We start from the raw sequence: 20265 nt of genomic DNA on the forward strand, positions 1-20265 counted from the left end.
CATGGATATACAAGATAAATTGTATATCTGCGATGCGAGACCGCACAGCTGGCCGAACGGACAGCGCCGGCTCGCCGCATATCGCATTGTCCGCCGCGCCGCGCGATAATCGCCCACTCCCGCACGAACACCGCGCACGACGCGTCCCCGACCATGAAAAAGCCCGACCTCGACCGACGCGACTGGATTGCCGGCCTCGAAAAGGGCCTGATGATCCTCGAGGCATTCGACAGCCAGCACGCGCGAATGACGCCGACCCAGGCCGCCGCCCGCACCGGCCTCACGCGCACGGCCGCGCGGCGCTACCTGCTGACGCTCGAATCGCTCGGCTACGTGTACACCGACGGCAAGCTGTACGGCCTCACGCCGCGCGTGCTGCGGGTCGGCTGGTCGTACTTCGATTCGGCGCGCCTGCCGCGCACGGTCCAGCCCTATCTGCAGCAACTGAGCGCGTCGCTGAACGAATCGGCGTACGTGAGCGTGCTCGACGGCTGGGAACTCGTGTTCATCGCCCGCAACGGCGTGTCGCGCGTGATGACGACCGGTTTCGTGCTCGGCGCACGCGTGCCCGCCCCGCTGACGTCGCCGGGCGTCGTGCTGCTCGCGCATCATCCCGATCGCGAGGCCGTCCGTACGTGGCTCGACGACACCGAACTCGCGCCGTTCACGCCGCACACGATCACCAACAAAGCGCGCCTGCTCGAACAGGTCGACCACGCGCGCGACGCGGGCTTCGCGGTGATCGAGCAGCAATTGCAGGTCGGCGTGCGCGGCATCGCGGTGCCGCTGAAGAACCGTCACGGCGAAGTCGTCGCCGCACTGAGCACGAACATGCCGATCGGCACGGAGACGACCGACGCGGCCGTGCGGCGCGTGCTGCCGCATCTGCAGGAAACCGCGCTCGCGATGCTCAACGTGCTTTAGGGATTCACGCGAGCCGCGCGCACGACATCCCGCGCACGACATCCATCACGCCCGTCACCCGATCCGCCACCATCGCGGCAACAGATCGCGCACCTCCCGCCGCCGGTAACGATCGTCGATCAGATGCACGACGCCCTCGTCGTGTTCGGTGCGGATCACGCGCCCGGCCGCCTGCACGACCTTCTGCAGGCCCGGGTACAGATACATGTAGTCGTACCCGTTGCCGAAGCGCGCCTCCATCGCGCGCCGCATCTGTTCGTTGACATCGTTGACCTGCGGCAGCCCGAGCGTCGCGATGAACGCGCCGATCAGCCGCTCGCCGACGAGATCCACGCCTTCCGAGAACGCACCGCCCAGCACCGCGAAGCCGACCCCGCGCCCGCCCGCGTCGAATCGCGCGAGAAACGCGTCGCGCTCGCTTTCGGCCATGCCGGGCGCCTGGGCCCACACGGGCACGTCCGGATGACGCGTCTGCATCAGCGCGACGACGCGCCCGAGATAGTCGAAGCTGCTGAGGAAACCGAGGTAGTTGCCGGGCCGTGCCGCATACTGCGCGGCGATCAGGTCCACGATCGGTTCGAGCGAACGATCGCGGTCGCGCCAGCGCGTCGATACGTGGCTCGCGACGCGCACGGTCAGCTGCTCGGCGCGGAACGGCCCGTCGACGTCGAGCCAGCCGGTGTCGGCCGGCAACCCGAGCGTGTCGCGATAGAAATGAAACGGGCTCAACGTGCCGGAAAACAGCACGGTCGCGCGCGCGGCGTCGTAACGCGGCGCGAGAAAGCCGGCCGGAATCACGTTGCGCACGCACAGCGTCGACTGGATGCGGCGCCGGCGCCCGGCCGGTGCGACACCGTCGAGCCCGGACTGGCGCGGCAGCGGCTCGCCGTGCAGCGTCGCGTCGAAGATCGACGCGCTGTCGAACGCATCGGCGAGCACGCCGAACTGGATCGCCTCGAAATGAAAGCGCAGCAGCGCGTCGCCGTTCGCGCGCGGCGCATCGGTCAGGTGTTCGCCGATTGCCGCGACGAGGTTCTGCACGGCCGACACGATCGGCCCCGGAATCTCGGGGTATGCCGCATAGCGCTCGGCCTGTGCGCGATTGAGCGTGCCCCACGCGCGCGCGAGCCGGTCGAACGCCTTGCGCAGTGCCGCGGGCGCCGCCTCGCGCGCGGCCGCGAACGCGAACGGGTCGAGCGATGCGCTGTACATCTTGCGGGCGCGATCGAGCAGGTTGTGCGCCTCGTCGACGAGCACGCCGACGCGCCACTGGTTCTGCTGCGCGAGCGTATGCAGCATCGCGCTGCCGTCGTAGTAGTAGTTGTAGTCGCCGATCACCATGTCCGACCAGCGCGCCAGCTCCTGCGCGAGATAGTACGGACAGACGTCGTGCGCGAGCGCCGCCTCGCGCACGGTATCGCGATCGAGCAGCCCCGCGCCGATCGCCGCGTCGCGCGCCGCCGGCAGCCGGTCGTAGAAGCCTTGCGCAAGCGGGCACGATTCACCGTGACACGCGCGGTCGGGATGCTCGCACGCCTTGTCGCGCGCGACGAGCTCCAGCACGCGCAGCGGCAGCGCCGGCGTGCCGGCGCCGAGCGTGGTCGCCGCTTCCAGCGCGAGCGCGCGGCCGGGCGTCTTCGCGGTCAGGAAGAACACGTGATCGAGCTCGCCCCCGCCGCACGCCTTCAGCAGCGGAAACACCGTGCCGAGCGTCTTGCCGATGCCGGTCGGCGCCTGCGCCATCAGGCAGCGCTCATCGCGCGCCGCCCGATAGACGGACACGGCCAGCTCGCGCTGGCCGCTGCGGAACCGGCCGTGCGGAAACGTCAGCGCACGCAGCGCCGCATCGCGGGCCGAGCGGTGCGCGGTCTCGCGCTCGGCCCAGCCGACGAAGCACGCGCACTGCTCGGCGAAGAACGCGGCGAGTACGGGGGCGCTCAACGTTTCCGTTAGCACGGTCTCGCGCTCCGACACGATGTCGAAATACACGAGCGCGACGTCGATTTCCGCGAGGCCGCGTGCGTCGCACATCAGGTGAGCATAGACCTTCGCCTGCGCCCAGTGCAGCGCGCGATGGTTGGCCGGCATCGCGTCGAGGCTGCCGCGGTAGGTCTTGATCTCCTCGAGCCGGTTCGCGACCGGGTCGTAGCCGTCCGCGCGCCCGCGCACGGTGAGCGTGCCCCACGTGCCGGTCAGCGCGATCTCGGTTTCGTAGCGCGCGCCGCGCTTCGACGTGACGGCGCCGTGGCCGGCAATGCCTTCGAGTGCGGTCGGCGCGGGCGTGAAGCGCAGGTCGAGATCGCCGCGCCGCGCGGTGAATTCGCACATCGCCCGCACCGCGACGACGTAGCTCATGCGGACAATCCCGCCGCTTCGGCCTGCTCGACTCCGGCTCCGGCCCATTCGACATCGACGACACGCACCGGCATGCCGTGCGCGAGGCAGTACACGAGCCAGCGCGTCTGGTTGTCCTGCAGCCGGTCGCCGGGGCCCTTCACCTCGATCAATTCATAGCGCCGTTCGCCGGGCCAGAAACGGACGAGATCGGGCAGCCCCGAGCGGTTGCCGCGGATATCCGCGAGCAGGCGCGTGAACCACAGCCGCAGGTGCTCGGGCGGCAGGCAGGCCAACGCCTCGTCGAGCAGTTCGTCGGTCAGCACGCCCCAGAACACGAACGGCGATTGCAGCCCCGTCTTCGTCGCGAAGTGCCGGCGGATCGTGTCGCGGTACGCGCCCGAGTCGAGTTGCGCGAAACAGGCGGCGAACGCGTCCGTGCGGCGCACGGCGAAATCGGGCGCGTGCAGGTCGGCCGGGCCGCGCTGGAACGGGTGAAAGAACGCGCCGGGCACGGCCGCGAACACGGGCTCCCAGCACAGCAGGCCGAACAGCGAATTGATCAGCGTGTTCTCGACGTAGTGAACCGGCGCATCGGGCTGCGCAAGATGGTCGCGCACCGCGTATTCGACGCTGACGAACGCTTCAGGGCGCATCAGCACGAGCGTCTCGCGCGGCACCTCGGGCGTGCCGCCCGCGCGTTCGACCCGCTGCCCGAGACGGCGCTGCAGGCGCGGCAGCATCCGCTCGACGCGCTGGCGCTCCTCGTCGCTTTCGAAGCCGCCGCGCGCATCGAGCGCCAATGCGAGCGCATCGGTGTCGCGGCCGCAGCGTTCGAGTACGCGAATGCGCCGGTGCCGGCTGCCCGGCCACGCGCTGCGCGCATACGCGTCGAGCGCGGCAGCCCAGTCGGCGCGGCGCTCGCAGGTCTGCCCGAGCGTGAACAGCAGCTTCGCGCGGCGCGTCGCGAGCCACGGCTGCGCGCAGCCGACCGCGTCGATCGCCTGCAGCAGATCGTCGAACGGCTGGTCGTCGGGCCATGCGTCGAGTGCTTCGCGGCAGGTCTGCAGCGCGAGATACGCGTCGACGTCGTCGCGCTGCTGGAACGCGCGCGACGACGGCGCGAACGGCACGCTTTCGTACTGGAACACGCCGAGATCGGCGAGCACGAATTCGCTCCAGTCCTGATGAAGATTGCCGAAGAACATCAGCCGCAGGCGGTCGCACAGCGCGCCGACCGTCACGCGCAGCACGCGATCGTCGGCCTGCGCGCACCATGCGTCGAGCGGTTGCGCCACGTCGTGCGCGGGCCGCAACCGCTCGAGCCATTCGGGCTTGCGCTCGCCCGCGTGCGCGGCGAGCGACGGGAACACCTTCAGCAGGTCGGCCTTGGTCGACAGCACGAACAACTCGTCGAGCGTGAGCGCGGGTGCCGGATCGACCCAGCCGAGCTCGACGAGCGGCGCGGCCGCGTCGAGCGTGCTGCCGATTTCGTCGTACGCGAGCTTGCTCGCGCGGAAGTCGGTGCCGCTGCGCATCAGCATCCGCACGAGCAACGCACGCGACGCTTTCGGCAGTTGCGCGAAATGCGCGAGAAACGCATGTTCGCTCGCATCGAGCAGGTCGTCGTAACGCTCGCCGAGCCAGGCCAGCGCGCGTTCGAAATTGGTCAGGTAGTAAAACGCCGGGGGCGTCGGCGATGCAGGCGTCACGGGGATCGATCACTGTACGTTTGTACAGGTCGGAATCATATCAAATGTGACGAAAAATGCCGCATGCCGCGCACCGCCACGCGGCCGCCCGGCCGTCGCCGATCGCGGTCAGAACTGGTAATTCACCGACATGTCGAACACGCCGTTCGTCGACTGCTGCGTGATCGGGCTGCGCCGTGCGCGGCCGACGAGCTGTTCGATCGCGCCGTCCATCGTCACGAACCAGTGCTTGTTGACGAACCACACCATCGTCACGCCCGCGCCGAACGACTTCATCCCCGCACCCGACGAATAGGCCGGCAGCCCCGAACGCGCGGACGCCCCCGCGGGCACGCCGAACCAGCCGTTCATGTAGCGCGAATCGGCGAACGACACGGTCGGCCCGGCGAACCAGAAGAAGTGTTCGTTGCTGCCCGGCATCGGCATGTACGCGGAGAAATCGCCGACCCAGCCGTTCGAGCCGCCGATGCTGCGCCGCACATCCGCGCGCAGCACGAGCGGAAAATCCTTCGAGATCACGTAGTCGGCCGCGAGCTTCATCACCGGCGCCGCGTTGATGTTGTCGAGCCCGTTCAGGTGGTCGAGATCGTCGGCCGCGCGGCGTCCGAGGTCATAGCCGACCGACAGGCTCACGCGCCAGTTGGGCCCGCGCAACACGTTCGCGCCGAGCCCGTCGCCCGTCGACAGGAAGAACAGGTCGCGATAGCGCACGTCGAAATTCGGGCCGCCCATCACGCGATAGCGATCGGAACCCGCGTAGCGCGGCTGCAGCGTCATCGCCGCGCCGACGCTGACCTGCCAGGTGGGGACGGTCGGACTGAACAGTTTCTGCAGCGGGACGCCCGCCGAGTATTGCCATTCGCCGAGCGGCGACGGCGTCTGGGCCGACGCGTCGCGGGCACCGGCCGCCGCGAGCGCGGCGAAGGCCGACAGGCCGGACACGAACCGGCGGGTGCCGGGCGACAACAACGGGCGGGCAACGGTCATCAAGGCGGTCTCCGTCGGTTGCACGAAACGAACCTGAGGGAAAGCGCGTCGCAGCCTGGCCGGCTGCAACGGCGAGCAGCCGACGGCGCGAACGTAGCGTGCGCTGAATTGTGAACATCCTACGCTGGCGCACGCGAAGCCGCAAAGCGCCCGTTGAACGCGGGCACTTTGCCGTATTCCGGCATGAACCGGCGCAGGGTTGCGGAATCAGAAACGCTCGACGTGATAGTCGCCGGCGAGCGCGGCCGGGCTGCGCTTCGCCATCATGCGCGAGAAGCCGTCCGCGAGACGCCCGAGCGCGAGCTGCTTCTGGCTCGCGTCCCAGTGCGTGTAGGTGTCGTAGGCGGTGTCGTCGAACGACACGGTGACGGCGACCGGGCGCCCGCTCGCGCGAAAGCCGATATGCAGCACGCCGCCCGGCAACTCCTCGATGTGGTAACGCAACGAACGCGACTCGAAATAGCGGCCCAGCACCTGGGCGATCGCGCGCTTGTCGGGCGATTGCACGTGAATGTCCATGACGGTCCTCCTTTTGATGATCGCGCGGCCGGCCGCGGTTCGCTGCCCTCGCCCGGCATCCGCATCGGCGGCGGCTGCGACGGCGGATCGCCTTGCGGCAGGCCCGGGGGCACGGGCGGATCGAACGGATCGTCGTGCTCGGGCAGCGCCGGATCGGGATCGAAGTCGGGCGTCGGCTCCGGACGGTGCAGCATGGATCGTGTACTCATGTCGCTCCTGCGCGGCGGCTCGCGCGTGTCGATGGGTGCGGCGAGCGCGCGCAAGCGGCGTGCCTGCCCGGGTGCAGCGGTGCACCGGTTATGCATCGTAGGCCGCCATCACCAGCCACAGCGTCCGCCCTTCGGCGGCGAGACGCGCCGCGAGTGCGAATCGATCGGACGGCGCGCATCGCGCGGCGAGCGCCCGCTGTGCGCTTTCCGGCCCCGCGTAGACGGTAGGGTTCAGCTCGCGAACCTCGTCCTTCCCGTCGAACATGCGCCGCTCGGGCCGGTGGATCCGCGATTCGCGCTTCCATGTGTCGAAACGCTCGCGCACTTGACTGAAATCGCCGCCGCACACGTTCGCGTCGTAACGTATTCTTTCCCTGGGTTCATTCATCACGATGTCCTCTCGTCCACGCCGGCGGCGGGCCGGCCACGTCTCAGCCCGCCCGGCCGGCTCGACGGCTGCAAGCGTCATGCCGCCCGCGCTGCGCGGGTACGGTGCTTGCACCCCTGGTACCCGTAAGGAGGTTCGATCATGACCGCATCCGCCCCCGGTAGCCGAGACGCCGTGTCACCGGCTGCCAGCCCGCTCTCCCTGGCCACGTCGCGCAAGCCGTCCGACGACAAGACGGAAGAGCGCATCGACGAAGGGCTCGAGGAGACGTTCCCGGCCAGCGATCCGCCCGCCGTCGGCGGTGCGACCCGCATCGACCCCGCCAGGCCGTCCGGCGAACGCGAACGTCGCGCGCCCGACGCCCCGCAACCGCCCCGCGATCACGGCTGACGGCGGCACCCGGCCCGCGATGCGCGGCAGCGTAGCGTCGCCCGGCCGGCCCAACCGGAGTGAAGTGATGAAACGCATCGAACGTGCATGGCACGAAGTCAGCGGCGCCGCAGGCGTCGCGGCACTCGCCGCAATCGAGAGCGCGCTGGTCCTGGCAATCGTCGTGATGACGGGCGTGGGCCACTGAGCGTCGCTCGCGGCCCGGCCGCGGCTGCCGCCGTGGAAGATGTACAAGCCGGCTGGCAAATTTCTCCGTGGCGCGGCCGCGCAGGCCCGGCCTGTGCCGATTGAACGCGGCACGCGTTCTGCTTCCATGTCGTCTCGTTCACGAAGGAGGCGTTCATGTATCGCGTCAATGAAATCATGTCGCGCGACGTGGTCTGCGTCGCGCCGACCGACACGATTCGCCATGCGGCCGAATTGATGCAGCGCTTCGACATCGGCGTGCTGCCTGTCTGCGATGACACCGGGCTCGTCGCGATCGTGACGGACCGCGACCTCGCAGTGCGAGCGCTGTCGCACGGGCATTCGTCCGATACCCCGGTAAAGGTGGTCGCATCCGCGCCGGTGCAGTGGTGCGTGGAAGACGACGGCGTCGGCGACGTCCAGCAGCGGATGGCCGACGTGCAGTTGCACCGGATGCCGGTGCTCGACGCCAATCACCAGATCGTCGGCATCGTGTCGCTGGGCGACATCGCGACACGCGCGGGCGGCCCGGCACGCGACGAGCTGGCGAACACGCTCGAGGACGTGTCCCTGCCGCGCCGCCGCTGACCGCGGCCCTCACCCGTGCGGCCCTCACCCGTGCGGCCCGCGCGCCGTGTGCGCCGCGCCGCTTCGACCAGGAGAACAGCGATGACAACGGACAGACCGTCGCGCACGCAGGCGCGCATCGTCGGCGACCGCGGCCGTTCGGCCGGCGGGCCGGGGCCGGACGTGATGGCCGCCAGCACGTTGGAAGATGATCGCGTGCTGACGCTGGACGGCGACGACATCGGCAAGATCACGAACATCATGCTCGATATCCGCTCGGGCCGGATCGCGTATGCGGTCGTGTCGTCGGGCGGGTTGCTCGGGATCGGCGACAAGCTGCTCGCGGTGCCGTGGAACGTGCTGACGCTCGACGCCGGGCGCCGCTGCTTCGTGCTGCCCGTTTCGACCGAGCGCGTGCGCGACGCGCCCGGCTTCGAGAAAGACCGCTGGCCGACGATGGCCGATCCCACCTGGGCCGAGGGGCTGCACGCGTACTACGGCGCATCGCCGTACTGGCTGATCGAGGAAGGCGAAACGGTACTCGATGCGCCGCCCTTCGAGGCGTCGCCGGACGGCCCGGAAAGCGACACGCGGCCGCACTGACGGACGCGCCGGGCCGCGCGGATCGCCGTGCGGATCAGTGCGCGGCCGCGATCGCACGCTCGAGTGCGCGCGCGGCGCTCAGGTGCGCCTTCAGCGTCGGCAGCGCGTTGGCCGCGAACGCGCGAAGCTGCCGGTCGTGGCCGTCGCGCGCCTCGGCTGAGTAGAGCCTGATCGCCGCGTCGTGCGCGTTCGGTCCCGCCAGCTCGATGTACCCCTTGTCGAACGCATGGCCGTTCTTGCTTCGCAGCGCATTCACCGCCGGATCGACCAGCATCCGCGTCTGCACGGGCAAGCCCTTTTGCGCGCCGAGCCGGCGCAATTCCGCGGTCATGCGAACGTGATCGTCGATCATCCGGCGCGCGAAGGCCTTCACGCCCGGATTCGACGACCGGTCGAGCGCGAGCTGGCTCGCCTGCAACTCCGTCTTGCCGACGATGCCGGCCTTGTCGATGAATTCGGCGTCGATGCCGCTCGGCCGCCGCGTCATGTCCGCCTCGTCGGCGGTCGCGCCGGGACTGACGACGCCCGGCGCGACCTGAACGGACGATGCCGGCGGCGCCTGCGCATGCGCCGGCGCGAATGCCGGTACCCGCAACACCGCGAGCACGCCCGATCCCACCAGGCACACGATGCCGGCAACCGCGGTGGCTCGGAGGAGATTCCTGTCGCTCGTTTTCATCCGGACCTCCGTATCGGTCGACGGATCGGCCCCGCCGAACGCGGCAACCGGCCCGTCATGCGGACGATGCGCGGACGCGGGAAATCGGTCCACGCGCCTTTGCTCCATGCACCCTCGACATACTCGATCGACAATGCGGCGGTTACCCGCAGCGTGCGCTCCGCGAACGTCGTGTCATACGTGACTTCCCGCGGATCCGCAGCCTGTCGCACACACCGCGCGAACCGTCGATGTTGGGCACGACCCCAATCGCGGTCGCGCGTCGCCGCTCGTCGGGCACGCTGTCCGTCGACTCGGCCTGCCGCCGGTGCCGTCGCGCCGGGCAAGGTTCGATCCCTTCATCGTGCCGCCTGGCGCGGGATGCGGAGGCCGCCGCGCGTCAGCGATGCCGCTCGGCGCTCGACACGTCGACGATGACGCTGGCCAGCGTCGGCATGTCGACCGGCTTGCACAGATACGCGTCGAAGCCGGCGGCCATCACGCGGTTCCGGTCCGCCGCACCCGCATGCGCGGTCACCGCGACGACGGGCAGGCGCCCGCTGCCGTTCGGCAAATGGCGGATGTGGTCGAGCAGCCAGAAGCCGTCGCCGTCCGGCATCGCGAGATCCGACAGCACGACGCTCGGGTGCTGCCGCGCGACCACGTCGAGCGCGTCGCGCCCCGATTGCGCGGTCGACACCTGCGCACCGAGCGTTTCGAGCGCCGCCGCAAGGCTCGCGCGCGACGTCGCATCGTCATCGACCACCAGCACGCGCCGGCCGTCGAGTGCGACCGCCGTCGACGCACCGCTCGGCCGTAACGGCTGGCCGTTCGGCATGTCGGCGCCCCAGTCCACCGGCAGCATCACGGTCACGGTCGTGCCGCACCCGGCGCCATCGCTCGCAGCCGTCACCTCGCCGCCGTGGAGCCGTGCGATGTTGCGCACGATCGACAGGCCGAGTCCGAGCCCACGCTTGGGCGAGGCCGACGCGCCTTCCGGCCGGTTGAACGTATCGAACAGATGCGGCAGGCGTTCCGCCGAAATGCCCTGGCCGGTATCGGCGACCGACAGCCGCACGCGCGCGCCGGCCCGGGTCAGAGACACCTTGATGCTGCCGCCCGGCGGCGTGAACTTGATCGCGTTCGACAGCAGGTTCGACAGCATCTGGCGCACCCGCTCGCCGTCCGCGGAGATCACGCAGTTGGACATCGCGCACGCGATCGACAGTTCGAGACCGTTCGCCTCCGCCGTCGCGCCGAGTTCGCGCACCGCCTCCCGCACGACGCGCACGAGATCGACGGGCGCGCGCTCGAGCCGCATCCGCCCCGTCGCGAGCGACGAGGCGTCGAGCAGGTCGCCGACCATCCGCGACAGCGAGCGTGCGCTGCGGTCGATCGCATCGATCGCCTGGTGAGCGAAGCTCTGGCCGTCGGCGCTGCGCATCACCTCGACCCAGCCGTAGATCACGTTCAGCGGCGTGCGCAGTTCATGCGATACGGTGGCGAGCAGTTCGTCCTTCAGCCGGTTCGACTCGTCGGCCTGCACGCGCGCGTCGCGCGCGCCGCGCAACGAACGCAGGTTGCGCCGCTCGCTTCGGCGGCGTTCGCGCGCTTCGCGCAGCGTCATCGACAGGCCGGTGCAGTTGCCTTGCGCGTCGACGATCGGCGCCGCCACGAAGGTCGCGCGAAAGCGGCCGCCGTCGTGGCGCAGGCACAGAATGTCGAGCGGGCCTGCGGGCGGGCGCGCGTTCGCGAACGACGTGGGAACCGGATGCAATCGCAGCCAGCGCGGCGCGATCAGCGTCGTGACGTCGTGCCCGAGCACCGCCGCGGCATCGATGCCGAACAGGCGCCGCGCGGCCGGATTCCAGCTCGTGATCCGCCGGACGGCGTCGACGCCGACGATCGCGTCGGGCGACGCATCGACCACGCGGCGCAGCAGGATGTCGTCGAGCGAGCGCGCCGCGGGTGTCGGTTCGCGGCGCGGCATGCGTGCGTCGTTTCCCTCCGCATCCTCGGCCCCGTGCAGCCGATCGTTTGCGAGCAGCGGCTTGACGACCACCACGAGCACGCATTCGACGAAACCGATCGCGACGAAGGCGCCGGCCTGCGCGAGCAGCGCGGGCAGCGTCACCTCGCGCCAGCCCAACGCGCCGATCACGACCGCGCTCGCGGCCGTCGCGGCCAGGCCGCCGCCGAACGACGTCAGCCAGGCCGCAGCCGCAACACCGGCGTAGAAAGGCAGCTGTGCAAACGGTGCATGTACGCCGACGACGTGCATCGCCCACGCCTGCAGCGCGGACGCCACCCCGACGGCCAGCACGACCCATGCGCCCTGCCGGAACAGTTCACGGGTAAGGATCCTCATCGTGTCCCTGCATCGCCCCGGCGACCGTCGCTCGACGGCTCCCGCCTCGGCGGCCGGCATGTGCCGTCGAGCGTTCGGGGGCGAGCCCAAGGGCCGGCGCAACGCGCGTACCCGCGGCACGGCCGCGCGGCGGCTTCGCGGCGCGGCGCGCTGCGCGTGCCGCCGCGCCGCGTCGCTCGGCCGCCCCGCCGCGTTTGCGCGAAACGCGGGTGATGCCGACTTGCGATTTTTCATCGGTCGGCTGCAAAAAAGCATCGACACGCGGTGTCGGCTGCCGCCCGTCGGCATCGTGCCCCTGTGATCGCGTATTTCTTCGATCCCCGCACCGGACATTGTAAATTTCTAAATCGCGGCACCTTCCGTGCGGTTTCGCTGTCGATGATAGATATTGCAATGAAGGGAACCTGCGGTGCCGATTTTCAAAACGGCCCGCCGACGCTTATGGCTGAATCCGCAAACCGTCCGAAGCAAGGCGCCGACGCGCGCCGGCTGTCCGGCCGCTCCGCGGCGATGCGCACGCTGCTCGGCCGTATCGAGAAAATCGCTCCGACCCGCGCCAGCGTGATGATTGCCGGCGAAAGCGGGGTCGGCAAGGATATCGTCGCGCGCCGGCTGCACGACCTCAGCGCGCGACGCGACGGGCCGTTCGTGCCCGTCAACTGCGGCGCGATTCCGGCGGACATCGCCGAAGCGCAATTGTTCGGTCACGAAAAAGGCAGCTTCACCGGCGCGATCGCGCAACGGGAGGGTTTTTTCGAAGCCGCGTGCGGCGGCACGCTGCTGCTCGACGAGATCGCGGAGATGCCCGCGTCGCTGCAGGTGAAGCTGCTGCGGGCGCTCGAATCGAACACGATCGTGCGGGTCGGCGGCACCGACTCGATTCCGCTCGACGTGCGGATCCTGTCGGCGACCCGCCACAATCCGGCCGATGCCGTGCGCGACGGCCGGCTGCGCGAGGACCTGTTCTACCGTCTCGCCGCGTTCGCGCTGTATGTGCCGCCGCTGCGCCAGCGCAGCGGCGACGTCGAGGCGATCGCGCATGAGTTCGTCGATGCGCTCAACGCGCGGCACCGCTCGCACAAGCGGCTGACCGACGCGGCGATCGCCGCGCTGCGCGCCTATTCGTGGCCCGGCAACGTGCGCGAGTTGCACAACACGATCGAGCGCGCGTACATCCTCGCGGACGACGGCATCGACGTCGCATTGCCGAGGCCGGCAGCGCCGCCCGACCACACGTCGGACGACGCGATGGCGCTGCCGCTCGGCGCGACGCTGCACCATGCGCAGCAACGTTTCATCGCGGCGACGCTGCAGCACTTCGACGGCAACAAGCCGCAAGCCGCGAAAGCGCTCGGCATCAGCCTGAAGACGCTCTACAACCGGCTCGCGCTGATGCGCGACGACGGCCGCCCCTGAACGCCGCCGCGCGCCCTGCGTCAACCGGCGCAGGTCATGCGACCTTGAACTGCCCGACCGTCGTCGCGAGCGAGTTCGCCTGCGTCTGCAGCGCGGTCGCGGCCGCGGTCGACTGTTCGACGAGCGCCGCGTTCTGCTGCACCATTTCGTCGAGCTGGGTGACCGCGCGGTTCACTTCCTGGATGCCGCGCGTCTGCTCGTTCGCCGCGTGCGTGATCTCGGAGATGATCGTCGTCACGTTGGCGACGTTCGACACGATCTCGCGCATCGTCTCGCCGGCCTGGCGCACCTGGCCCGACCCGGCCGACACGCTTGCCACCGTCGATTCGACCAGCACCTTCACCTCGCGCGCGGCCTGCGCGCTGCGTTGCGCGAGACTGCGCACTTCCTGCGCGACGACCGCGAACCCACGGCCCTGCTCGCCGGCACGCGCCGCTTCGACGGCCGCGTTCAGCGCGAGGATGTTGGTCTGGAACGCGATCCCGTCGATCACGCCGATGATGTCGCCGATCCGGCCCGACGCTTCCTCGATCTTCTCCATCGTCGACACGACGTCCGATACGACCACGCCGCCGTGCGACGCGATCCGCGACGCCGCGGCCGCGCGTTCGTCGGCCTGGCCGGCAGCGGCCGCCGACTGGCCGACCGTCGCGGTGATTTCTTCCATCGACGCGGCCGTTTCCTCGAGGCTCGCCGCCGCCGATTCGGTGCGCGACGACAGGTCCTGGTTGCCCGCGGCGATTTCGTTCGCGGCCGTGCGCACCGATTCGCTCGCGTCGCGGATCTGCCGCATCACGTCGTTTAGCTTGTCGACGAAGCTGTTGAACGAGCGCGCGATATCGGCCACCTCGTCGCGGCCGTCGGCCGGCAGGCGCTGCGTCAGGTCGCCCGTGCCCGAGCCGATCGACGCCATCGCCTGACGCACCTGCGACAGGCGGCGGAACGCGGTCGTCGTGATCGCGCCGACGATCAGCGACGCGACGCCGACGATCACCACCAGCGTGATCAGCGACGCGGTGAGCAGCGAGCGCATCCCGGCCGTCGCTTCCGATTTGTCGAGCAGGACCAGCGCGTACCAGTCGGTGCCCGGCACGGCTTGCGCGCGCACCAGCTTCGCGTCGCCGCCGACGTGCACTTCGACCGGCGCGCTCGACGCCGCCAGCGTCGCGGCGCCGATGCCGCCGAGGTCGGGCGACACGTCGGCGACCGGCTTCAGCGTGAGCTTCGCGTCAGGATGCGCGACGACGTGGCCGCTGCTGTCGATCAACATCCCGAAGCTCGCGGGCGTCGGGTGGATCGACTTCACGTTCGCGATCACGCTGTCCATCGCGACGTCGGCGGCGACGACGCCCTTCAGCGCACCGTCGCGCAGGATCGGCACCGCGAACGTGACGACCAGGTTGCCGGTGCCCGCATCGACGTACGGCGGCGTGACGACGGGCTTGCCGGCCTGGGCGGCCTGCTTGTACCACGGACGGCCGGTCGGGTCGTAGTCGGGCGGGATGCCGGTCGGGTCGGAGAAATGGAACACCTTGTCGGCATAGCCCGCGTAGACGTTCGTGAAGCCGCCCGCCGCGGCCATCTGCTTGAACACCGGCAGCGGATCGGGCGACAGCGCGGCGTCCTGCAACGACGCGATCATCCGGCTTTTCGTCGCGACCCAGTCGCCGATGCCGACCACGTGGCCGCTCGCGACGGAGGTCAGGTTGCGGTCGATCGCGTCGTTGTTGTACGCGCGTGCGATGAAGTAATTGATCAGCGTGGTGGCGACGAGCGCGAACACGACGATGGCGACGCACGCGGCGAGGATGCGGGTGCGGATGGACGAGAACATGGCAACGACTCGGTAAGGGAGCGCGAACGCCCGGTGGACGAATTCACCGGGTATACGGCATCCGCGCCGCTTACTTGAGGCCGTTGTGTCGATTCGGTCAAATATATGAAGAAAGGCGCGACCGGCAGGCAGGCGCGTTGTCGGCATGCAGGCGTGCAGCGGTGCCGGTGCCGGAGGCGCGCGGCGCTCAGGGGCCTTCCGCTGTCATGAGGCACCGCGGCGCCGGTCGCGCCGATCGTCCCTTACAGACGGCGGCCGGTACGCGTATCCGGCTCGTCGCGCGGCGTACTGGCCGGCGTGTCGCGCTCGAGTTCGTCCTGCCTGCGCATCCGTTCGCGCAGGTGGCGGATCGCGAACACGTGGATGTAATCGTGCACGCGGGCATCGGACGACAACGCTCGCACTTCATCGTCGAGCATCGTGCGCAACTGATCGGCGCCGATCGCGCGCTCTGCGGCGACGGCCTTCAAGGCATCAAGCAAATTGTCCTGTGACATCGACGGGCTCCTGACGGTCGAGGAACGAAAGGAAAAATGACGCTACCGGAAGATTAAAGGCTGAACGGCCGCCCGGCGTACGATGCGCCGAAGCGTGGTTGCGCGCGATCAACGGCACCTTGCGTGCCGCCGCGCCGATCCGTCGCCGGACCGGCCCGCCCGCAGGATTCGCGGCGCCCAAGGCCCGCGAACGACTGGAAGGATTGTCACGCCACCCCGAGGCGCGGCACCGTGCGATCGCTCGGACGATGAACCGTCGCGCGATGCCGATGCAGTGTGGGACCTTAGACCCGCGAAAGTCCTGCGTCAAGCGACGCGCGACGGCCGCGATTCGTCTGTTCGAATGCACCGGATCGGGGCGCCGCACATCGCGCCTGCCCGCCTGCCCGCCTCGCGCCGCAGCGGCGGCTCGCCGGTCCGGCGTGTCAGCGGATTCCGATACCTCGCACGCAACGTCTGACAGCGACTTCAGCACGCACCGATTGGCAGCGCGGTCTCCGCGGCGGATACTGATGTCATGAACGAAGCGTTCATACCCGGTCATCGCTCAGCCGGCCCTCGAGCCGGCACGCGGGGTCGGGCGCAGGGAGACCCATCATGATTCATCGCAACTTCCCGGCGCGGGACGGACAGCGGCGCACGCGCATGCTGTCCGCGCCCGCCGTGCCGGCCGTAATCCACCCGCTCGAAGATCTCGACGCGTTGCTCGCACTCGCGCGCGAATCGGGTTTGCTCGTCACGCTCGACGGGCAGATCGGCCGCGAAAAGTACCAGAGCGTCGCGGGATCGGTGCTCGCGCTGCAGCGGTTCGCCGCGGCGCTCCGCGCGCGGGCCGGTGCCGGCGCAACGGTCGTCGTGAGGCAGCGCCGCAAGACGCGCCCCGGCTGGCCGCGACTGCGCAATCGCACGCCTGGCGGACGAGGCCGACTGCATCGCGTGCGTCGCGGTGCATGCGTATGCCGCGACGCGCACCGCCAGCGCGACCTGCGAGCGCCTCGCGCCGCGTAAAGGCCGGAACGCGGGGCCTAAACGCAGCGCCTTTACTCAGCCGATGCCGCACGCGGCCGTGTGAAGGCTGCGGCACCGCGCCGCGCGCGCAGCGCATGCCGCGCTCCGGACCGAATCCGCGATCGCGCGATCGCGTGGCATCACGCGCCGTTCCACACGGCGACATCGACGAAGACAATACCTGCGAGGAAAAGAGTCAGCACGGGGCCAGGAAAGCGGACGGGGTGCAATGCACCCCGTCCGTTATCCAAGGCAGCCGCCGGCTGCCTACCCTCGTGCCAGAGAGTTCGTGATCGGCCGATGCGCGATGCGCAGCGCGGCACGGCTCCGGAAATCGGCTGAATCGCAACGGCGTCGGACAGGCCGGTTCGCGCGGTTCCGGACCGACGTGTCGAATCGCGGCGTCGGGTACGGACGACGGACCATCCGCCGCATGCACACGCACGTCGTGCGACTATCTCATGCAAAACGCGCGACGTTTCTGATGCAGGTCAATGAAAGTCCGCTTCGCATTCGTCGCAGCGCAATCCTCACGCGGCCTCGCGCACGAGCAGCACCGGCACCTGCGCGAGATGCGCGACCCGGCGCGCCACGCTGCCGATCAGCCAGGCCGCAATGCCGCGCCGGCCGTGCGTGCCGACCACCAGCAGTTCCGCATGCCAGTGCACCGCGTCGCGCATCAGCGCATGGGCGACGTCGTCGCTGGTCGGACGGGTCTCGACGATGCCGCGCTTGGTCGGGTTCCCCGTTGCATGGAACAGCGGACCGATCCGCGCCAGCGCATCCTCGCCCTCCGCGCGATACGCATCCTCGAGCGCGCGCACCGGCACGAGATCCGTCAGACGAACCGCGCGATCGACGACGTAGGCCGCGTACAGCAGCGTCGTCGGCACCGCGAAGCCGAGCCCGACGCGCACCGCGTGCAGCGACGGCTCGCTGCCGTCGACCGCGAACATCAGGCGCTGCAGCGGCCCGTCCGACGGCCGCGCATAGTCGGCGGGCACGATCAGCAGCGCGCAGCGTGCGCGCGCGGCCAGCGTGTCGGACACCGCCCCCTCGACGAGCCGCAGCAGCCCATGGTGCGGATTGGCGCCGACCACGAGCACGTCGGCGTGCCATGCCGACGTGTCGTTCGCGAGCGCATCGGCCACCGTGCCGCCCGTGAGCGACGTATCGATGATCATCTGCTCGATCCCCGCGCCGCTGCCGGCGAACAGTTCCGCGATGCGTTCGAGCGTCGCCTGCGCTTCACGCGTCATCTCCTCGCGCGCGGAGGTCAGCAGCGCGTCGACGCGCGGGATGTCGGGCAGCACGAGACGCGGATTGTCGATCGCGCAGACGATGCGCACCTGCATGCCGGGACGCAGCAGCGTGCGCGTGTAGCGCGCGGCGGACAGCGACTCCGGTGTCAGATCGACGGCCAGCGAGATCCGCGCGAGCGGCGGGATGGTCGGGGTGGGCTGCATGGCGAAAGCCTCCTTGCGGACGCGTCGTCGCGAACGACGACCGGAGCTTCGCGCGGGCAGCGGCGGACGGCGGACGGCGGACGGACGGCCGACGCGGTCGCGGGGATCGGCGGACGGCCACGCGAAGCGCGGACAAGCGATTCAGACAGCATATGTCGTCCGGCCCGCACGTGCATGATCGCGATCAATACCCGTGCGGGCCGCGATGCGCCGCGCACGCCTGTGCGGCGCGCGGCGCGGCGACTTTCGGCCGCTTGGCTTACGACTTCGTCGACGCGGGCGCGCTCGCCCGGTTCGCATGGAACACCGCGTATGCGATGCCGAGCAGCACGATCCAGACCGGGCCGATCACGAGTGCGACGCGCGTATCCGGCGAGAACGCCATCAGCACGACGACCAGCGCCAGAAACCCGAGTGCGACGAACGAGCCGAGCGGATAGAACGGCACGCGGATCGGCAGGCGCGCGATCCTGTCGGCCGACAGCGTGCGGCGAAAGCGCATCTGCGCGATCAGGATCACGCACCACGTCCAGATCGCGCCGAACGTCGACACCGACGTCAGCCAAGTGAACACGTGCTGCGGCGCGAGATAGTTGAGCAGCACGCCGATCAGCAGCAGCGCGACCGACACGATCACGCCGTACACCGGCACGCCGTTGCGATTCACGCGGCCGAGCATGGCCGGCGCCTGGCCCTGCTGCGCGAGGTTGTAGAGCATCCGCGCGGTGCTGAACAGGCCGCTGTTGCACGACGACAGCGCCGCGGTCAACACGACGAAGTTGATGATGCCGGCGGCGGCCGGGATCCCGAGCCGCGAGAACGTCATCACGAACGGGCTGCCCTGCGTGCCGATCTGGTCCCACGGATAGAGCGACATGATCACGAACAGCGCGCCGATGTAGAAGATCAGCACGCGCCAGAACACCGAGTTCACCGCCTTCGTCAGCGACTTCTCCGGATTGCGCGCCTCGCCGGCCGTGAGGCCGAGCATCTCGACGCCGAGATACGCGAACATCACGATCGGCAGCGCGCCGATCACGCCGTCGATGCCGTTCGGCATGAAGCCGCCGTGGGCCCACAGGTTCGAGATGCCCGTCGCGACGCCGCCGTTACCGATGCCGAACGCGATCATGAGGCCGCCGCCGACGATCATCAGCACGATCGTGACGATCTTGATCAGCGCGAACCAGAACTCGAATTCGCCGTACAGCTTGACCGCGATGAAGTTCACCGCGCCCATCGCCGTGAGCGCCGCGAGCGCCCAGACCCAGTTCGGCACGCCGGGGAACCACATGTGCATGTAGACGCCCACCGCGGTGATTTCCGCCATGCAGGTGACGATCCACACGAACCAGTAGGTCCAGCCGGTCAGGTAGCCCGCGAGCGGGCCGAGGTAGTCGCGCGCATAGCGGCTGAAGGCGCCGGCGACCGGATTGGTGATCGCCATTTCGCCGAGCGCGCGCATGATCAGGAAAATCGCGATGCCGCCCAGCAGGTAGGTCAGCAGGATGGCCGGGCCGGCCGTGCGGATCGCGGCGGCCGAGCCGAGGAACAGGCCGACGCCGATCGTTGCGCCGAGCGCCATCAGGTTGATGTGCCGCTCTTCCAGCCCGCGGTGCAGCTGGTCTTTTGGTTGTTTCAAGTCAGTCTCCTGGCAGCCGCGAACGGGCCGCCGTCATTGTCGATGTCAATGCGCGACCGTTCATGCCGATACCGGCAAACCGAAAACGAAAAATCCCCGCCGCCGTTTTCCGGATGAAAAACGCTGCGGATACTGCGTCACTCCGATTGGAATTACCGTTGATTATCGGTATTTTCCGGAACAATCCGGAAAAACGGATCGGGCCTTTCACGGAATACGCCCGTGCGGCCCGCGCGACACGGCTGTGCGCGTGGCGGGCAGCAACGGGATCAATCGCTTTCGGCGCGAACGAACGCGCGTCGAATGTGCGCAATCAAGCGCACGCAATATGCAGGCGGGATTATAAGAATAATCGGAGGTTTCGCGCCAGCCGATTTTCCCGAAAACGGGAAGCGTGAAATCGGAGGCGAAATCGGCACGTGCGCGGCATTCCGCGCGCGATTTACTTCGACAACGACCGGACTGTCGAGCGCCTGCCCCGCCCCGGTCACGATCACGTCCGGGAATGCAGCGACTTCATCTCGCACCGCGCCGAACACCGGTTTCGCGTCGCCAGC

19 protein-coding genes are annotated in these 20265 nt (G+C 69.3%); 7 read left to right on the top strand and 12 right to left on the bottom strand.

Annotated elements, in window-relative coordinates; all coding sequences use genetic code 11:
- The first annotated feature begins 153 nt into the window (after positions 1 to 153).
- Positions 154 to 924 (top strand): IclR family transcriptional regulator domain-containing protein, encoded by a 771-nt coding sequence (locus U4Z31_RS16380; RefSeq protein ID WP_044843104.1) that lies wholly within the window; start codon positions 154 to 156, stop codon positions 922 to 924.
- Positions 925 to 978: 54 nt separating this feature from the next.
- Here U4Z31_RS16380 and U4Z31_RS16385 read toward each other — a convergent pair whose 3' ends face one another.
- The 5 genes from U4Z31_RS16385 to U4Z31_RS16405 form a co-directional block, all read right to left on the bottom strand.
- Positions 979 to 3279 carry an ATP-dependent DNA helicase gene (locus U4Z31_RS16385; RefSeq protein ID WP_321810839.1) on the bottom strand — a complete coding sequence of 767 codons (2301 nt, stop codon included), beginning with the start codon at positions 3277 to 3279 and terminating at the stop codon, positions 979 to 981.
- Complete coding sequence (locus U4Z31_RS16390; RefSeq protein ID WP_321810840.1) at positions 3276 to 4970, bottom strand: VRR-NUC domain-containing protein; 1695 nt, start codon at positions 4968 to 4970, stop codon at positions 3276 to 3278. The genes U4Z31_RS16385 and U4Z31_RS16390 overlap by 4 nt, the downstream gene beginning before the upstream one ends.
- Before the next feature lie 108 nt (positions 4971 to 5078).
- Positions 5079 to 5957 carry a MipA/OmpV family protein gene (locus U4Z31_RS16395; RefSeq protein ID WP_321810841.1) on the bottom strand — a complete coding sequence of 293 codons (879 nt, stop codon included), beginning with the start codon at positions 5955 to 5957 and terminating at the stop codon, positions 5079 to 5081.
- Between the two features lie 207 nt (positions 5958 to 6164).
- The gene (locus U4Z31_RS16400; RefSeq protein WP_044843100.1) at positions 6165 to 6476 is read right to left on the bottom strand and encodes a hypothetical protein; all 312 of its coding nucleotides are present in this window, start codon (positions 6474 to 6476) and stop codon (positions 6165 to 6167) included.
- Between the two features lie 297 nt (positions 6477 to 6773).
- A complete protein-coding gene (locus U4Z31_RS16405) occupies positions 6774 to 7073 on the bottom strand; it encodes a hypothetical protein (protein WP_321810842.1) in 300 nt (99 codons plus the stop codon).
- 141 nt (positions 7074 to 7214) lie between these two features.
- On the opposite strand from U4Z31_RS16405, the gene U4Z31_RS16410 reads away from it, so the two are divergent.
- The 3 genes from U4Z31_RS16410 (at position 7215) to U4Z31_RS16420 (ending at position 8819) form a co-directional block, all read left to right on the top strand.
- Positions 7215 to 7463: a hypothetical protein gene (locus U4Z31_RS16410; RefSeq protein WP_044843098.1), complete on the top strand. Its 249-nt coding sequence runs from the start codon at positions 7215 to 7217 to the stop codon at positions 7461 to 7463.
- Between the two features lie 342 nt (positions 7464 to 7805).
- Positions 7806 to 8237 (top strand): CBS domain-containing protein, encoded by a 432-nt coding sequence (locus tag U4Z31_RS16415; RefSeq protein WP_044843097.1) that lies wholly within the window; start codon positions 7806 to 7808, stop codon positions 8235 to 8237.
- 81 nt (positions 8238 to 8318) lie between these two features.
- Positions 8319 to 8819: a PRC-barrel domain-containing protein gene (locus U4Z31_RS16420; RefSeq protein ID WP_321810843.1), complete on the top strand. Its 501-nt coding sequence runs from the start codon at positions 8319 to 8321 to the stop codon at positions 8817 to 8819.
- Positions 8820 to 8853: 34 nt separating this feature from the next.
- Here the strand turns inward: U4Z31_RS16420 and U4Z31_RS16425 are convergent, their stop codons facing one another.
- Together U4Z31_RS16425 and U4Z31_RS16430 are read right to left on the bottom strand one after the other, a co-directional pair.
- Positions 8854 to 9498, bottom strand: coding sequence for a DUF4142 domain-containing protein (locus U4Z31_RS16425; RefSeq protein ID WP_321810903.1), 645 nt, complete (start codon positions 9496 to 9498; stop codon positions 8854 to 8856).
- 379 nt (positions 9499 to 9877) lie between these two features.
- Positions 9878 to 11845, bottom strand: a complete 1968-nt coding sequence (locus tag U4Z31_RS16430) for an ATP-binding protein (protein WP_321810844.1) — start codon at positions 11843 to 11845, stop codon at positions 9878 to 9880.
- Position 11846: 1 nt separating this feature from the next.
- Between U4Z31_RS16430 and U4Z31_RS16435 the strand changes: the two genes are divergently transcribed.
- Together U4Z31_RS16435 and U4Z31_RS16440 are read left to right on the top strand one after the other, a co-directional pair.
- Positions 11847 to 12146, top strand: coding sequence for a hypothetical protein (locus U4Z31_RS16435; RefSeq protein ID WP_321810845.1), 300 nt, complete (start codon positions 11847 to 11849; stop codon positions 12144 to 12146).
- A gap of 77 nt (positions 12147 to 12223) precedes the next feature.
- Entirely contained in the window at positions 12224 to 13261 is a 1038-nt protein-coding gene (locus U4Z31_RS16440; RefSeq protein WP_321810904.1) for a sigma-54 dependent transcriptional regulator, read from the top strand.
- Positions 13262 to 13295: 34 nt separating this feature from the next.
- Here U4Z31_RS16440 and U4Z31_RS16445 read toward each other — a convergent pair whose 3' ends face one another.
- Both U4Z31_RS16445 and U4Z31_RS16450 read right to left on the bottom strand, forming a co-directional pair.
- Positions 13296 to 15095: a methyl-accepting chemotaxis protein gene (locus tag U4Z31_RS16445; RefSeq protein WP_321810846.1), complete on the bottom strand. Its 1800-nt coding sequence runs from the start codon at positions 15093 to 15095 to the stop codon at positions 13296 to 13298.
- Between the two features lie 242 nt (positions 15096 to 15337).
- The gene (locus U4Z31_RS16450; protein WP_124484851.1) at positions 15338 to 15592 is read right to left on the bottom strand and encodes a DUF3562 domain-containing protein; all 255 of its coding nucleotides are present in this window, start codon (positions 15590 to 15592) and stop codon (positions 15338 to 15340) included.
- A 597-nt stretch (positions 15593 to 16189) separates the two neighbouring features.
- Between U4Z31_RS16450 and U4Z31_RS16455 the strand changes: the two genes are divergently transcribed.
- A complete protein-coding gene (locus U4Z31_RS16455) occupies positions 16190 to 16600 on the top strand; it encodes a hypothetical protein (protein WP_321810847.1) in 411 nt (136 codons plus the stop codon).
- A 530-nt stretch (positions 16601 to 17130) separates the two neighbouring features.
- Here the strand turns inward: U4Z31_RS16455 and U4Z31_RS16460 are convergent.
- The 3 genes from U4Z31_RS16460 to U4Z31_RS16470 form a co-directional block, all read right to left on the bottom strand.
- Positions 17131 to 18066 (bottom strand): universal stress protein, encoded by a 936-nt coding sequence (locus tag U4Z31_RS16460; protein ID WP_321810848.1) that lies wholly within the window; start codon positions 18064 to 18066, stop codon positions 17131 to 17133.
- Between the two features lie 259 nt (positions 18067 to 18325).
- On the bottom strand, positions 18326 to 19708 hold the full coding sequence (locus U4Z31_RS16465; RefSeq protein ID WP_321810849.1) for an amino acid permease: 1383 nt from the start codon (positions 19706 to 19708) through the stop codon (positions 18326 to 18328).
- A gap of 269 nt (positions 19709 to 19977) precedes the next feature.
- Positions 19978 to 20247 carry a hypothetical protein gene (locus U4Z31_RS16470; protein WP_321810850.1) on the bottom strand — a complete coding sequence of 90 codons (270 nt, stop codon included), beginning with the start codon at positions 20245 to 20247 and terminating at the stop codon, positions 19978 to 19980.
- Positions 20248 to 20265 lie beyond the last annotated feature (18 nt).

Origin of the sequence: Burkholderia sp. BCC1985 (assembly GCF_905339915.1) — a bacterium.
GTDB lineage: Bacteria > Pseudomonadota > Gammaproteobacteria > Burkholderiales > Burkholderiaceae > Burkholderia.

Bases quoted from the DNA above. Each gene is read 5' to 3' on its own strand.
- U4Z31_RS16380 (WP_044843104.1), top strand. From the start codon at position 154: ATGAAAAAGCCCGACCTCGACCGACGCGACTGGATTGCCGGCCTCGAA.
- U4Z31_RS16385 (WP_321810839.1), bottom strand. From the start codon at position 3,279: ATGAGCTACGTCGTCGCGGTGCGGGCGATGTGCGAATTCACCGCGCGG.
- U4Z31_RS16395 (WP_321810841.1), bottom strand. From the start codon at position 5,957: ATGACCGTTGCCCGCCCGTTGTTGTCGCCCGGCACCCGCCGGTTCGTG.
- U4Z31_RS16400 (WP_044843100.1), bottom strand. From the start codon at position 6,476: ATGGACATTCACGTGCAATCGCCCGACAAGCGCGCGATCGCCCAGGTG.
- U4Z31_RS16405 (WP_321810842.1), bottom strand. From the start codon at position 7,073: ATGAATGAACCCAGGGAAAGAATACGTTACGACGCGAACGTGTGCGGC.
- U4Z31_RS16410 (WP_044843098.1), top strand. From the start codon at position 7,215: ATGACCGCATCCGCCCCCGGTAGCCGAGACGCCGTGTCACCGGCTGCC.
- U4Z31_RS16415 (WP_044843097.1), top strand. From the start codon at position 7,806: ATGTATCGCGTCAATGAAATCATGTCGCGCGACGTGGTCTGCGTCGCG.
- U4Z31_RS16420 (WP_321810843.1), top strand. From the start codon at position 8,319: ATGACAACGGACAGACCGTCGCGCACGCAGGCGCGCATCGTCGGCGAC.
- U4Z31_RS16425 (WP_321810903.1), bottom strand. From the start codon at position 9,498: ATGAAAACGAGCGACAGGAATCTCCTCCGAGCCACCGCGGTTGCCGGC.
- U4Z31_RS16430 (WP_321810844.1), bottom strand. From the start codon at position 11,845: ATGAGGATCCTTACCCGTGAACTGTTCCGGCAGGGCGCATGGGTCGTG.
- U4Z31_RS16440 (WP_321810904.1), top strand. From the start codon at position 12,224: ATGATAGATATTGCAATGAAGGGAACCTGCGGTGCCGATTTTCAAAAC.
- U4Z31_RS16445 (WP_321810846.1), bottom strand. From the start codon at position 15,095: ATGTTCTCGTCCATCCGCACCCGCATCCTCGCCGCGTGCGTCGCCATC.
- U4Z31_RS16450 (WP_124484851.1), bottom strand. From the start codon at position 15,592: ATGTCACAGGACAATTTGCTTGATGCCTTGAAGGCCGTCGCCGCAGAG.
- U4Z31_RS16455 (WP_321810847.1), top strand. From the start codon at position 16,190: ATGATTCATCGCAACTTCCCGGCGCGGGACGGACAGCGGCGCACGCGC.
- U4Z31_RS16460 (WP_321810848.1), bottom strand. From the start codon at position 18,066: ATGCAGCCCACCCCGACCATCCCGCCGCTCGCGCGGATCTCGCTGGCC.